Origin of the sequence: Buchnera aphidicola (Kaburagia rhusicola ensigallis) (assembly GCA_039830025.1) — a bacterium.
Classification (GTDB): domain Bacteria; phylum Pseudomonadota; class Gammaproteobacteria; order Enterobacterales; family Enterobacteriaceae; genus Buchnera_B; species Buchnera_B aphidicola_AW.
Genome location: CP140040.1, coordinates 374,446 through 390,272, shown reverse-complemented (window position 1 = coordinate 390,272; position 15,827 = coordinate 374,446). Strand labels below are relative to the sequence as shown.

The following is a 15,827-nucleotide window of genomic DNA, read 5'->3' as shown; positions in this document are numbered from 1 at the left end:
ATCTTATTTTAAACGTAAGATATTTATTTAGCATTAAAAATATTAATGATTTAGTTTAATTTTAAGTTGATAGTTTAAATAAAAATACATTTTGTTTTGCACGTTTAATAAGAAAAATTTTTTGTTAGACTGGTGATCATTAATGCTTTAATAGTGTGTAATCGATTTTCAGATTGTTCAAAAATTGTATTTGCATGTGATTCGAATATTTCATTTGTAATTTCTATTCCATTTTTTAAATTATTTTTTTTAATTATTTCTTTTCCTACGATTGTATTATTATCATGAAAAGCTGGTAAGCAATGTAAAATTTTTACTTTTTTATTTTTTGTTAAATGTAACATTTTGGAGTTAATTTGGTATTTTTTTAATAATAAAATACGATTTTTCCACTTCTTGTTTGGTTCTCCCATAGACATCCAAACATCAGAATAAATAAAATTAACATTTTTTACACCTTCTTCAATATTTTCTGTACAAATTATATCTCCATTATTTTTTTGCGCTTCAAGTTTGCATTGTAAAAAGAAATTTGATTCTGGCCAAAATTCGGAAGGTGAAACTAAACGTAAATTTAAACCTAAACGAGCTGCAGCTTCTAACCAAGTGTATCCTATGTTATTTTTTGTATCACCAATGTAAGCACAACTAATTTGAGACAATGATGGAGACGATAAAGTTTCTTTCATAGTTAGCAAATCTGCTAATACTTGTGTAGGATGAAATTTTTCTGTTAATCCATTCCATACTGGAACATTAGCATATTTTTCTAATATTTCTATAGTTTTATGATTATGTCCGCGATATTGAATACCATTATACATACGACTTAATACTCTAGCAGTATCTTTTATGGATTCTTTGTATCCTAAGTGAGTATTTCCTGGTCCTAAGTATGTAACATTAGCTCCTTGATCGAATGCTGCAACTTCAAATGCGCATCTAGTTCTAGTTGATTCTTTTTCGAAAATCAATACAATGCTTTTATTTTTTAAATAACGTACTTCTTTATCATTTTTTTTTAAATGTTTTAAGAAACTAGAAAAATTAATAATGTATTCAATTTCACATTTTTGGAAGTCTAATAATCTAAGACAGCTTTTATTATATAATGTTTGCATAATTTATTATCTCTAATACAATTTGATATTTATATTGAAATTACAAAATGAATACAAAAGCAAGTAATTCATAAAAATATATTTAATTGATGTATGTATTCTATGTAATTTTATTTTTTTTTGCAGGCTTATAATGTTGTAAAAAAGTTTTAATTATAATATATTAATTTTGATTAGTTGGGTTATTTGTGAAAAATTGAATATTACATAATTTAAAAATTAATTTAATTTCATTTTTTATAATGATATATTTATTAAAATAAAATTATATATCTGAGTTTTTTAAAAAATAAATTAATATTTTAAATATGTACATATTTAATCGTTAAAATTAGTTAAATAAAACTAGATATTATCATATTGAACATTTAAGTTACATTTAAATTTAGTTCAAATAAGTAAAAATCAAGTTAATATGAATTTAAAATGTTTATATGATGAATTTTTTCTAATAAAAATATTGAAGTTGCTTTAAAAATGATAAAAAACTTCTATGTTTTATATTATATATACTCTTGAAATTTGTGATTTTTGTATATCTGTGTTGTTTTTAATACGTAATTTAAAGCATTAATTTATTTTAGTCGGTAATGAATAAGTTTTATTTTTTTTGGAAAAAATATGAAATATAATATAAAATACAGTAGTTTAGATGAAAAAAACCCTGATTGCCTAATTCTTGGGTTGTTCGAAAATTCAAACATTGATGGATTAATGCAAGATTTAGACCAACGTTCTAATGGTTACATTAGCGAAATGATCAATACAAAAGAAATAGAAGGAAAGTTGGGTCAATTTTTATTATTGTATGATCTTCCTGCTATTCCTGCAAAACGAATTATATTGTTTGGATGTGGAAAGCAAGATGCATTCGATGTATGTATATACAAAAAAATTTTTAAAAAAAGTATAAATATAATTCGAGAATTACCAGTTTCCAATGTTCATTATTTCTTTTCTGAACTTAATGTTAAAGATTTAAGCATATATTGGAAAATTAGATTTGCAATAGAATCTATTCAGAATCGTTTGTATCATTTTGATAAATTTAAAACTACGAAATTAAAACTGTTTTCTTCATTAAATAGTATTTTTTTTAATATAAAGCACAACGACAACATGTCTTATGCTAAAATAGCATTGGAACATGGAATAGCAATTTCAAAAGGAACAAAGTTTGCTAAAAATTTATCAAATACTCCACCTAACATTTGCACTCCTTCGTATTTGGCTGTTAAAGCTAAACAATTATCTTTAAAACATCCTAATATTATGAATACTAATGTTATTGACTGTAATAGTATGAGGAATTTAGGTATGAATGCATATTTATCTGTTGGACAAGGATCTAAAAATAAATCTCTAATGTCCATAATAAAATATAATGGAGATAAAAGACATCATTCAAAGAACATTGTTTTTATAGGAAAAGGGGTTACTTTTGATTCTGGTGGTATTTCTATTAAGCCGTCAAAACATATGGATGAAATGAAATATGATATGTCTGGAGCAGCAGTTGTTTTTGGACTGATGGTTATTATTTCTGAATTAAAATTACCTTTAAATGTTATAGGAATATTAGCGTGTTGCGAAAATATGCCTAGTGCAAAATCTTTTCGTCCCAGTGATGTTTTAACAACAATGTCTGGAAAAACAGTAGAAGTATTAAACACAGATGCTGAAGGTCGATTAGTGATTTGCGATGTGCTTACGTATGTTAAAAGATTTAATCCTGAAATAGTCATTGATATAGCTACTTTGACTGGCGCATGTGTTGTTGCATTAGGAAATGATGTTACAGGTTTGATGTCTAACGATGTTATGTTAGCACAAGATTTAGAAAAAGCTGGTGGTCAAACCGATGACAAAGTATGGCAGTTACCTTTGTTTAAAGAATATTATAAAAGTTTAGAATCAAATATAGCTGATATTAATAATACTGGGGGAAATGTAGCTGGTGCGATTACAGCAGCTTGTTTTTTATCTGAGTTCGCCAAGCAATATAAGTGGGCTCATTTAGATATTGCTGGAACTGCTTGGATTTCAGGAGACAAAAAATGTTCCACAGGACGTCCTATTCCATTACTTTCTCAATTTCTTTTAAACATATTAAAAAATTTAAAATGACATAAAATATAAAAATGTTTATGCTTTGGAACGACTATTTCACACAATATTAACTTACTTTTGATTAATAAAGTTTAAAAATGAAAAAATCTTTTAATCCTTTTGAAATTGAACGAACATTATATGATTTTTGGGAAAAAAATGGGTATTTTAAACCTAACTTAGAATGTGATAAACCTAATTTTTGTATAATACTACCTCCTCCAAATATAACTGGTAATTTGCATATAGGTCATGCATTTCAATATACAATCATGGATATTTTGATACGATATCATCGTATGCAGGGAAAAAATACTTTTTGTCAAGTGGGCACAGACCATGCTGGCATTGCTACTCAAATTATTCTTGAAAAAAAGATATTATTAGAAGAAAAAAAAACTATTCGAGAGTTAGGAAAGGATAATTTTATAAAAAAAGCATGGCAATGGAAAGAAGAATCTGTAAAAAGAATTACTAATCAAATGCGTCGATTAGGAATTTCTGTAGATTGGACAAAGATCAGATTTACTTTAGATTCCGAGATATCTAATGCAGTGAGAAAAGCATTTATTATTTTATATAATCAAAAATTAATATACAAAAGAAAAAAAATAGTTAACTGGGACCCTATGCTAAAAACAGTAGTATCTGATTTAGAAGTGCAAAATCGTGATTGCATAGGAAAAATGTGGTACATAAAATATACATTAGTCAACGATGATTTGTGTTGTATCGATAAAACTTGTAATCAGTTTTTGATAATTGCTACTACTCGACCTGAAACGTTATTTGGAGATACAGCCATAGCTGTTAATCCTAATGATGTAAGATATAAAAAATTAATAGGAAAGAAAGTGTTAGTTCCATTAATCAATAGAGTAATTCCTGTTATTGGAGATCATTTTGTGCAAATGGAAAAAGGTACCGGTTGTATGAAAATTACTCCTGCTCATGATTTTAATGATTTTGAAATTGGTGTAAGACATAATTTACCTATGATTAATATTTTAACTCTTGATGGAAATATTTCTCATATTGCGCAAGAATATAATGTTAATGGATTACCTTCATATTTTTATAGCGAAGAAATTCCTTTTAAATTTCATAATATGAATAGATTTTTAGCACGAAAAGAAATTATTAATGAATTAATGATACATAAAAAATTAGAAAAAGTGGAAGTACAAAATTTGACTATTCCATATGGAGATAGAAGTGATACTGTTCTCGAACCATTGTTAACTGATCAATGGTATTTAAATGTTGCTGAATTAGCAAAGCAAGCTTCGCAAGCTGTAGCAAATGGAGATATCACATTTATATCAAAACAATATGAAAACATGTATTTTTCTTGGATGAGTAATATACAAGATTGGTGTATTTCTCGGCAATTATGGTGGGGACATCAAGTTCCTGTTTGGTACGATGAAAAAAATAATATATATGTAGGAAACGACGAAAATGATGTAAGAAAAGTATACAAATTACCGGATAATATAGAGTTAAAACAAGATAGTGATGTTTTAGATACATGGTTTTCTTCTGGTTTATGGGTATTTTCATCGTTAGGTTGGCCTGAAGATACTAGTTTTTTAAAACATTTTTATCCAACTAATGTAATCGTAAGTGGGTTTGATATAATTTTTTTTTGGATTGCTCGAATGATCATGCTTAGTATGCATTTTATCAAGGATTCAAATGGAAAACCCAAAATTCCATTTAAAGAAATTTATATTACTGGTTTAATTTGTGATGAAAGTGGTCAAAAAATGTCTAAATCTAAAGGTAATGTCATTGATCCGTTGGATATGATTGATGGAATTACGTTAGAAAAGTTAATTCAAAAAAGAACAGAAAATACATTAAAACCGAATTTAAAAATATCAATATGTCAAAAAACTAAACAACAGTTTCCTAATGGAGTTACGGCAGTAGGTACTGACGCATTGCGTTTTACTTGTGCAATATTGTCTAGTCCAACTCGATATATTAACTGGAATGTTGACCGTCTTTATGGGTATCGTAATTTTTGTAATAAGTTGTGGAATGCTAGTCGTTTTGTTTTATTAAACATTGATAAACAAGTAATAATAAATGATAAAAGAAAGATGTTATCAATCGCTGACCAATGGATTTTGCTAAAATTGAATATTGTAGTTAAAAGATATAGATGTGCGTTAGATACGTATCGGTTTGATATAGCTTCGAGTATATTATATGAATTTGTTTGGAAACAATTTTGCGACTTTTATATAGAATTAGTTAAATCTTTTATTACATCTTGTTCACGTTTTGAATCAGTTGGTACTAAACATACTTTGTTTTATGTGTTAAAATCAATATTATGTTTGGCACATCCTATTATTCCATTTATTACTGAAGAAATTTGGCAAAAATTTCGTATTTTTTTAAACATAGAACATATTAAAACAATTATGTTATGTCAGTTTCCAAGACATGATGTAAATTTAAAAAATGATGTTGTCATAAAAGAAATGAAGTGGATCAAACGTTTGATGTCAATAATTCGTCAAAGTCGAATAGATATGAACTTGCCTTATCAAATGCCAATATCTATATATTTTTGTAATGTTGATTTAGAAACGCGCGCATTAATAAAAACATATCAAGAGTATATAAAGAAAATTTTGTATTTAAAAGATATACATATATTGACTAATAATCAGCATACATTATCTGTTTTGTTGTATTCATTACCTGGAGCAGAACTATTAATTCCTATATTAGGTCATTTTTCTGAAGCAAAAGAGCTTAAAAAAATAAAAAAAGAAATATCTGAAATTAACTTAAAAATAAAAAAATTAAAGATAAAATTGCTTAACAAGAATTTTTTACGATATGCTCCATATGCAATTGTGAACAACATAAAATCTACTTTGTTTCAATATCAATCAAGAAAACAACAATTACTTTTAAAAAAATCTAAATTACTTTAATATATGCTATGTTATATAAATGTCCATTAATTTAAAATTTCATTTTTTAAATGTTGTATTATGTAAACATAGGAGAAATTATGTAAATGGTTATTTTACACAATGTTATTTCTAATAAAGAATTAAAAAGCAAGATGTTATGTGATAATGTCCCCCGTATTACAATTTCTTTTTATAAATATTTTCCTATAATGAATACTCAAATATTTAGAAAGGATTGGTATATAACTTTATACAATTTTAATGTTTTTGGTAGAATATATATAGCTAGAGAAGGAATTAATGCACAAATTAGTATTCCTAATAACGTATATGATAATGTAAAACGTTTCATTCGTACATATTCTAATGATTTAAAAAATGTATATATTAATAGGTCATTAGATAATAAACAGTCTTTTTGGGTATTACGTATAAAAGTCAAAAAAACAATTCTTGCGGACAATTTATGTAAAGAGTTGCATCATGTACATTATGATGGAGTATATTTAGAATCTATAGATGTGAATAATATGTTAAATAAAAATAACGTAATATTTTTAGATATACGAAATCATTATGAATACAAAATTGGTCACTTTGAAAGAGCAATTAATATTCCGGTAAATACTTTTAGAAGACAATTAAAAGAAATTGTTAGTGTTTTACAGCATAAAAAAAATGAACACATCGTAATTTATTGTACTGGAGGAATTCGGTGTGAAAAAGCATCATCTTGGATGATGTATAACGGATTTAAATATGTGTACCAAATAAAAGGAGGAATTATTGGATATGTTAATGATGCTAAAAAAAATTGTTTACCAGTGCTTTTTAAAGGAAAGAATTTTGTTTTTGATGAAAGAATAAGTGAAATAGTATCGCATGATATTCTATCTAAGTGTTCTCAATGCGAAAAGTATTGTGACGTATACAAGAATTGTTATAATAATTCATGTCATAATTTATTTATTCAATGTATCAAATGTTCTAAAGAATTTAAAAATTGTTGTTCATATAATTGCATGATTATCAACCATTATAGATGTAACGTATAAGCTGGCATATTTATGTAAATTTTTACAAATATTTTATTTTCCAATAAAATTTTGATTGTTTTATATTAATGATATGAAATTTAATATTTATAAGTTATTTTTTAATTCTAAATATTCCCATTTTAAAAAATGTTTTTCTAAATTTATTTCTGCATTTTTTAATTGATTTAAGAGTTCTTTTTTATTTTCTAATGATAAATAAAAAAAATTTGAAGAATTTATTTCGTTTTGTAATTGATTAATACAATTTTCTATTTTTTCTATTTTTTTTGGCATATTTTTTAGCTCTTTTTTTAAATCTTTTTTTGATATTTTAGAAATTAGTTTGTTTTTAGTTAGTATAGTATTAGTAGTTTTTTGCAAAGAAGTAAGATTTTGAACTTCTGGTATAATATTTTTCCATTTTTTTATGTCAGGAAAAATTAAATGTTTATCAATATGTCCGTTTTTTTTAAAACACCAATATTTGTTAGCTACTTGTTGAATAAATTTTTGATCATGACTGACTAGAAGTATTACTCCTTTGTATTTTTTTAATGCAATTTCTAGGTTTTGTAATGACTCTAAATCTAAATCATTCGTTGGTTCGTCCAGTATTAAAACGTTACTTTTTTTTAAAAATAATTTTGCCAACAGTAGTTTATTTATTTCTCCTCCTGATAGGACTCTAGCTTTTAATTTAATTTTTTCTTTTGGAAATGAAAATTGTTCTAAATATTTTAATTTATGATATTTTTTATTGTTAATGGTAATTTCATTTTTTTCATGAGATAAGTTATCTAAGACAGTTTTGTCAAGATTAATTTTGACTCGTTTTTGATCAAAATATGCTGTTTTAACGTTAGAATTAAAATCAATACTTCCACTATTTGGTTTTAATTCTCCTACAATTAATTTTAATAGTGTGCTTTTTCCACTTCCATTTATTCCAATTAACGCAATTTTTTCACCTCTTTGTACAATATCAGAGAAACTATTAATTAAAATCATTTGATTTGAATTGAAACATACTTCTTTTAGTTTAAAAAATAAGCGACCTGAATAATTATCTTCATTGATAACAATTTTTGTTGTTTTCATAATGGGTTTACTAAGTTTACTTTCGTTTATCATTTTTTGTAATTGTTTCATTCGGCTTTCATTTTTCGTAGATCGTGCTTTCACTCCACTATTAGCCCATAATTTTTCTTTATCTAATTTTTTTTCAAATTTTATTTTTTTTACTGCATTTATATATCTATTATTAGATTGATTATTTAAAAAAGAATCATAATCTCCTGTCCATGAAATTAAACTTCCAGAATTTAAATGAATAATTCTAGTTGATACTTGGTTTATAAATGATCGGTCATGAGATACAAATAATACACTAATAAGATGTGTTGTTAAAAATTTTTCTAGCCAATGAATAGTAATTATATCTAAATGATTTGTAGGTTCGTCTAATATTATTAAGTCAGGTTCACTTACTAATATTTTTCCGAGTTCTATTTTTCTTAGCAGTCCTCCAGAAAGTGAAGATAACATAGCATGACTATTCAATCCAAAATAGTTGATAATATCGTCAATTTTTTTCTTTTTATCCCATAATTTTTTTGTATCAAATATTTTTTTCAATTGGATTAATTTTTGCGAATTATTTAAAGATGTCATAAATTTTAAATGATGCAAAATGCGAAAATAGTCTTTTAAATATTGAGATTCATGTGTAATACCTTCGCAAATAAATTCGTAAATAGATTTATTGCTATTGTAAACAATATTTTGTTCTAAATATTTTATTTTTATATTTTTTTTGTATGTAATAATGCCATTGTCTAATGTTTCTATTTTTGCAATAATATTGAGGAAAGTAGATTTCCCAGTTCCATTATTTCCTACTAAACAAATTCGTTCTTTTTCTTTAATTTGAAAACTTACATCATTTAGTAATTTAACTTGATTAAGTAAAAAAGTTGCGTTTTGTACATATACTAGTGACATGATTACCTTCTTTAGATTGTACTTTTTGATAATAATTCGAAATGTGTTATGAAATGTATGAGTGATAGAAAAATTTTTATAAATATTAGATTTATACTATGTTAATTATGAAAATAAGTTGTTGTATTGAATGACATATTTTTGTTAATTATTGTGAATTTGAAAGTACGAATAATGTTTAATTACAACGAGATATTTCACAATTCATGTTTCATTTAGTGTCAGTTCTTTAATAATAGCTGCGAACAACTAATTTATAAATGTTATATAATATTTATAAATTTTAAGTTTTATATGCTAATGTAAGTTCTAATTAAACAAAATATATTTCTAAACATAGTTCTTACTAAAGCTAATGAATACGTTTTGTTTTACTAAGAATAACCATTTTAGTGATATTAGTCTTTGTTATATTGTAATCATTAATTATTTAACTATATTGTTATAAAGATAAATTTTTTATTTCTCAAAGTCGGTGGAAAGATCTATTAAAATAGGATATTTTATTTTTTGCATTGATTTTTTTATTGCTGTTTTAAAATTAATTTTTTTAAGTTATTAGTATATATTTCATTTTTGAATTTTGCTATTAAATGCAAGATATTTTTATAGTTCTTTTTTATAATTATTATCACATTTTTTTAACTATTTATTGAAATATGTAATAAACATGATTTCTAATAGAATGAGAATAATATATTATTAATTAAATTATACAATATAAATACTTAAAATTATGTATACGTTTTAAAGATAGTACATATTAATAGTTATATTTCATAGTATTATTTTTATATTTAATTAAACATTTCAACAATTTTTATATATATATTCATATTTTGGAAAAATATAAGTGTAATATGTATTGTTAATACATTATGATTTTTAAAATTTATTAATTACAACAATATGCATCAAACATAATATGAAGAAATATAATTATCCAATATTAAAAACTTTTTTAGACACCGATGCTTACAAATTTCATATGCAACAAGTTGTGTTTTATTATTACCAAAATGTTACTGTATCTGCAAAATTTATATGTCGAGGTATCAATGTTTTTGGAAATTATTCTAAAATGTTGATTAATCAAATTGAAATGATGGCTACTAATTTATATCTTACTAATGATGAATACATATATATGTCTTCTCTTCCTTTTTTTAAAAAAGAATATTTGCTGTGGTTAAAAGATTTTCGATATAATCTTTCACAAGTGAATGTTTGTAATAAGAATGGAAAATTATGTATTTACATACATGGATTATGGAAAGATGTGATATTATGGGAGGTTCCGTTGTTATCGTTGATAAGTGAAATAGTTCATAAAAATACATCGCCTAATGTCACATCACGCATTGCTTTAAATTATTTAAAAAAAAAGATTACTCATTTTCATAAAATAACTAAAAATTTAGATATATCTAAATTAAAAATAATAGATTTTGGAACTCGCAGAAGGTTTTCATATGACATTCATTTTTCTATAATTAAATTTTTAAAAATGAATTTTCCATGGTTAATTGGATCAAGTAATTATCATTTTTCTAAAATGTTTGGAATGAATCCTGTAGGTACTCAATCTCATGAATGGTTTCAAGCACATCAGCAAATTAGTCCTATTTTAGAAAATAGTCAAAAAATCGCTTTAAAAACATGGTTGCTTCAGTACAAAGAATATTTAGGTATTGCTTTAACAGATTGTATTTCTATGGATTCTTTTTTAAAAGATTTTAGTTTTGATTTAGCAAATGATTACGAAGGATTAAGACATGACTCTGGTGATCCATTTCAATGGGGAAAAAAAGCCATTAGTCATTATGAAAAACTTGGAATAAATCCATCAAAAAAAACACTGTTATTTTCAGATAGTTTAGATTTTAAAACAATAGTGCGTTTATTTCAATTTTTTAATAAAAAAATCAATACAATATTTGGTATAGGAACAAAATTAACTTGTGACATTCCTAATGTAAATCCTTTAAATATTGTCATTAAATTAATAGAGTGTAATGGTAAACCGGTAGCTAAACTTTCAGACAGTCCAGAAAAAATAGTTTGTTTTAATAAATTATTTATGAAAAATTTAAAAAAAGCTTTCAGCTTAAAATAAAATAATTTTTTTTAAATAATTTCATATAATTATTGAGGATAACGTCATGGATATAGTTTCTGTATCTGATATATATCATAATAAAATAAAAAAAAATGCACTTATTAGTGTAAGAGGATGGGTAAAACATAGAAGAAATTCCAAATCTGGTATTTCTTTTATTGATTTGTATGATGGATCTTGTTTTAATACAATACAAATTGTAGTTCATTGTTCTTTATTTAATTTTTATCAAGATATTATGAAATTAACAGTTGGGTGTTCAATAGTTGTACATGGTATGTTAATACAATCGCTAAAAAAAAATCAATTATATGAAATTAATGCAAAAACAATAAAAATAGTTGGATTAGTTGACGATCCTTCAAGTTATCCCATGTCATCTAAAAAACATACTATTGAACATTTAAGACAATATTCTCATTTAAGACCACGGACAAATTTTATTGGTTCTATATCTAGGATTAGAAACTGTTTATTTCAAACTTTACATCAATTTTTATATCAAAAAGAATATTATTGGATCGCAACGCCTATTATTACAGGATTAAATGCCGAAGGGTGTGGTGATATGTTTAAAGTATCTACACTTGATTTTTCTAATCTTTCTAAGACTGATGGTTCAAATGTAAATTTTAAAAAAGATTTTTTTGGAAGAGAAAGTTTTTTAAGTGTTTCTGGTCAATTAAATTTAGAAGCGTATGCATGTGCATTGTCAAAAGTTTATTCTTTTGGTCCGACGTTTAGAGCGGAAAACTCTAATACTAGTAGGCATCTTGCTGAATTTTGGATGTTGGAAGTAGAAACTGCTTTTTTTATATTAAACGATTTAATTGCATTTTCTGAGGAGATGTTAAAAAATGCAGTGAATAATATTTTAGATAAATGCTTAATAGATATTGAATTTTTTAAAAAAACTGTAGATATAGATATTATATCTCGATTACAAAAATTTTTAAAAAGAAAATTTGTTCAAATAGAATATGAAGAAGTTATAAATATTTTAAAAAAATCGGGACAATTTTCTTTAAATTCAATATTTTTAGAAATGGATTTATCATCAGAACATGAAAAATATATTGTAGAACAGTATTTTGGTTGTCCAGTTATAATTATAAATTACCCTAGGTCTATTAAAGCTTTTTATATGAAGTTAAATAAAAATGAAAAAACTGTTGCAGCAATGGATTTATTAGTACCTAAAATTGGAGAAATTTTAGGAGGGTCTGAGAGAGAAGAAAAACTAGATATTTTAGATAAAAGATTTTCTGAATTTGGTTTAAATAAAGAGAGTTATTGGTGGTATAGAGATCTTCGTAAATATGGAACTGTCCCGCATGCAGGATTTGGATTAGGTTTTGAACGTTTTTTATCATATATAATTGGAGTTAAAAACATTAGAGATGTATGTCCTTTTCCTAGAACTGTAAATAATATTAGTATTTAGTCTATTTTTAAAAATATATGTTTTAACGTACGTTAAACATAAAAATGCATCGCGAATAGAAAACTAAATTTGATTTTTTTTAACTTGATGGAATAATTAAAATACTTTTAAATTAATGTTTGTAATATCATAATGTTGACATTTGGAGTGAATATAAAAAATTGTAATATAACAAATATAATTCCATTAGAACTTTAATATTTTGCATACTTAAATGTATATATTAAAAAATAAACAATTGTTTTTCAATAATAGTATGATACTTATTATTTGGTTAAGATGAGTTTATTTATCTAAAAACTTTCCAATATAAAATGATACTTGTATATTTATATTAATTCTATTAAATATATATTATACATATTGTATATTTTATCTATTTTAGTATATTAAAATTTTTATTAGTATTACCATTTTTTGAATTTTACAAGTAGGTTGAAACACTTATTATATAAAGCAAATATTAAATTAATAAAAAAATTAATTTTCAAGTTTTCCTATTAATATGTTGTCTTCTAAAAAAATTTCTTTAGAATTCACTAAAATGATTTGTAATTGAACATATAATTTTTTATATTTTTCATATATAGAATTGTATAATAAATAATTTACATTTATTTTTTTAGCTAACATTAATGCTTTGTTTCTATTAATTAATATATCTGTAGAAGAAATGTTTAAATCTTGTTTAGCTTTTTCAATATTATCTTTTTGAGTTACGCTAAAACAAGAAATTTCTTTATTAAAAAAATTAATAAATATATTTTGAATTTTATTTGTGTTTATTTCATAAATAGTATTGTTATTAACTTCATTTACAAGTATTAAATTATCTTGAAAAGGTATATTAATAACTTTTATTTTTTTTAATATATTGTTTTTCAATACTTTTTCAAAATTTAATAAATCAATAAATACATGTTTTTTTAGTAAAAATTTTGTATGATTTCTATCTTTTAAAAAATTATTTTTAAATAAAAAATTACAATCAGTTAGTATTAATGTAGATAATAATATTAATATGTATATGATTTTTATTAAAAGCTCCTTTATAATTATTTTAGTGATGTAATTATTTTTGATAATTAATTTTTTAAGAAGTCATTTTTCCTAATTTTTTTCCTCCTAATAAGTGTAAATGTAAGTGAAAAATTTCTTGTCCACCATGTTCATTACAATTAATTATCATGCGATATCCAGTTTTATTGATTTTAAACTTTTTAGCTAATATAATTGCTGAATACAACATATGTCCTAGTATATCTTTATTTTTTTCACTAATGTCATTAGTAGATTTAATTAATTCATTTGAAACTACTAGTATATGCACAGGTGCTAGTGGCTTAATATCGTGAAAAGCAGTGACATTTTTATCTTTATAAATTATTTTCGAGTCAACGTTTTTCTCTATTATTTGACTAAATACGCTTTTAATATTCACATCAATATACCTTTTAAAAAATATCATTACAATTTTATAATTATATGTTAGAGGTAAGGAATAAATATCTGAAATTAGATTTCAGTTTTTTATTTTCAGTATATTAATTATTTAAGATATAATTATCTATTTCTGTTTTTATATTATCTGATTTAGTTCCAAATACAATTTGTATTCCTAATCCTGAAATGATAACTCCAGAAGATCCAAGATTTTTTATTTTCTGCACATTCACTTTAGATACGTCAGCTACTGTAATGCGTAATCGAGTAATACAAGCATCTAAGAAAGTAATATTGTTTTTTCCTCCTAAAGCAGATATTAACAATGGCGCTATTTCTTGTGTATTTTTTTGTAATAATATTGTTTCAGAGTTTTCTCTTCCTGGTGTAGGTAAATTTAACTTAATTATGATTAGATAAAAAATAATGTAATAGAGAAAACCATATAGTATTCCTATAATAGGAAATAGCCATAAATTATGGCTGTTGCCACTTAATACTATAAAATCAATTAATCCATGAGAAAAACTAGTACCTGATCTCATGTCTAACCAAATACAAATAGGAAAAGCTAAGCCAGCTAAAATAGAATGAATTACATATAATATAGGAGCTACTAATATAAATGAAAATTCAATTGGTTCTGTAATTCCTGTTAAAAAAGCAGTTAATGCTCCAGAAATCATAATTCCTCCTATTTTTGCTCTATTATGTTTGTAAGAGCACCGCCATATTGCTAGTGCTGCAGCAGGGATACCGTACATTTTGAATATAAATCCTCCCGACAATTTTCCAGCTGTAGTATCACCTGCCATATATCTAGCAATATCTCCATGAAATGTTTGTCCTATAGAATTACTATATTCTCCTATTTGCATTTGAAAAGGAACATTCCATATATGGTGTAATCCAAATGGTACTAAAGCACGTTCTATTGTACCATATATTCCAAAAGCTAGTGTTGGATTTTGATACGCTGCCCATTCAGAAAATATTTTTATTGTATTTCCTATAGGTGGCCATATGAGTGATAAAATTAAACCCATTATAATAGCTGATAAGCCTGAAATAATTGGAACGAAGCGTTTTCCAGAAAAAAAACCTAAATATTCTGGAAGTTGAATACGATAAAATTTGTTAAACATATATGCAGAAATAGTACCAGCGATAATACCTCCTAATATTCCAGTATCTAGTAAATGTTTGTTGCTTGTTTCTAAAATTGATGCTTTTAGAAAAAATGGAATCATTAACGAAAACGTATGAGTCATGATTCCATAAGAAATTACTGCTGCTAAAGCAGATACTCCATCGTTTTTAGTAAAACCTAAAGCTATTCCGATGGCAAAAATTAAAGGCATGTTAGAAAATACTGATCCCCCTGCTTCTGCCATGATTTTAGAAATAACGTGTGGAATAACATAAAAATTTGCAGATCCAATTCCTAGTAGTATTCCAGCGATAGGGAGTACAGATACTGGTAACATTAATGATTTACCTATTTTCTGTAAATTTGAAAATATATTTTTAAACATATATTTTAATTTCCTATGAAATTGATTGTGTATAAACATTTTCAAATAAAATTTTTTTAATTCTATATATTTATATAAA

The 15,827-nt window shown here is 24.4% G+C and carries 10 protein-coding genes; 5 read left to right on the top strand and 5 right to left on the bottom strand.

Annotation, left to right across the window (positions count from 1 at the left end):
• Positions 1-104: 104 nt before the first annotated feature.
• Positions 105-1,121, bottom strand: coding sequence for an ornithine carbamoyltransferase (gene argF / locus U0T55_01690; protein XBC42636.1), 1,017 nt, complete (start codon positions 1,119-1,121; stop codon positions 105-107).
• A 621-nt stretch (positions 1,122-1,742) separates the two neighbouring features.
• On the opposite strand from argF, the gene U0T55_01685 reads away from it, so the two are divergent.
• The 3 genes from U0T55_01685 (at position 1,743) to U0T55_01675 (ending at position 7,224) form a co-directional block, all read left to right on the top strand.
• Entirely contained in the window at positions 1,743-3,248 is a 1,506-nt protein-coding gene (locus U0T55_01685; protein XBC42635.1) for a leucyl aminopeptidase, read from the top strand.
• 80 nt (positions 3,249-3,328) lie between these two features.
• Positions 3,329-6,187, top strand: a complete 2,859-nt coding sequence (locus tag U0T55_01680; GenBank protein ID XBC42634.1) for a valine--tRNA ligase — start codon at positions 3,329-3,331, stop codon at positions 6,185-6,187.
• A gap of 86 nt (positions 6,188-6,273) precedes the next feature.
• Positions 6,274-7,224 (top strand): rhodanese-related sulfurtransferase, encoded by a 951-nt coding sequence (locus U0T55_01675; protein ID XBC42633.1) that lies wholly within the window; start codon positions 6,274-6,276, stop codon positions 7,222-7,224.
• 87 nt (positions 7,225-7,311) lie between these two features.
• Here U0T55_01675 and U0T55_01670 read toward each other — a convergent pair whose 3' ends face one another.
• The gene (locus tag U0T55_01670; GenBank protein ID XBC42632.1) at positions 7,312-9,207 is read right to left on the bottom strand and encodes an ATP-binding cassette domain-containing protein; all 1,896 of its coding nucleotides are present in this window, start codon (positions 9,205-9,207) and stop codon (positions 7,312-7,314) included.
• A gap of 925 nt (positions 9,208-10,132) precedes the next feature.
• Between U0T55_01670 and pncB the strand changes: the two genes are divergently transcribed.
• Together pncB and asnS are read left to right on the top strand one after the other, a co-directional pair.
• Entirely contained in the window at positions 10,133-11,323 is a 1,191-nt protein-coding gene (gene pncB, locus U0T55_01665) for a nicotinate phosphoribosyltransferase (GenBank protein ID XBC42631.1), read from the top strand.
• Between the two features lie 46 nt (positions 11,324-11,369).
• Entirely contained in the window at positions 11,370-12,770 is a 1,401-nt protein-coding gene (asnS, locus tag U0T55_01660; protein ID XBC42630.1) for an asparagine--tRNA ligase, read from the top strand.
• 480 nt (positions 12,771-13,250) lie between these two features.
• Here the strand turns inward: asnS and U0T55_01655 are convergent, their stop codons facing one another.
• From U0T55_01655 to ptsG, 3 genes are all read right to left on the bottom strand, one after another.
• Complete coding sequence (locus tag U0T55_01655) at positions 13,251-13,655, bottom strand: hypothetical protein (GenBank protein ID XBC42629.1); 405 nt, start codon at positions 13,653-13,655, stop codon at positions 13,251-13,253.
• Between the two features lie 208 nt (positions 13,656-13,863).
• Positions 13,864-14,211, bottom strand: a complete 348-nt coding sequence (locus U0T55_01650; protein ID XBC42628.1) for a histidine triad nucleotide-binding protein — start codon at positions 14,209-14,211, stop codon at positions 13,864-13,866.
• Between the two features lie 103 nt (positions 14,212-14,314).
• Entirely contained in the window at positions 14,315-15,748 is a 1,434-nt protein-coding gene (gene ptsG, locus U0T55_01645; GenBank protein ID XBC42627.1) for a PTS glucose transporter subunit IIBC, read from the bottom strand.
• Positions 15,749-15,827 lie beyond the last annotated feature (79 nt).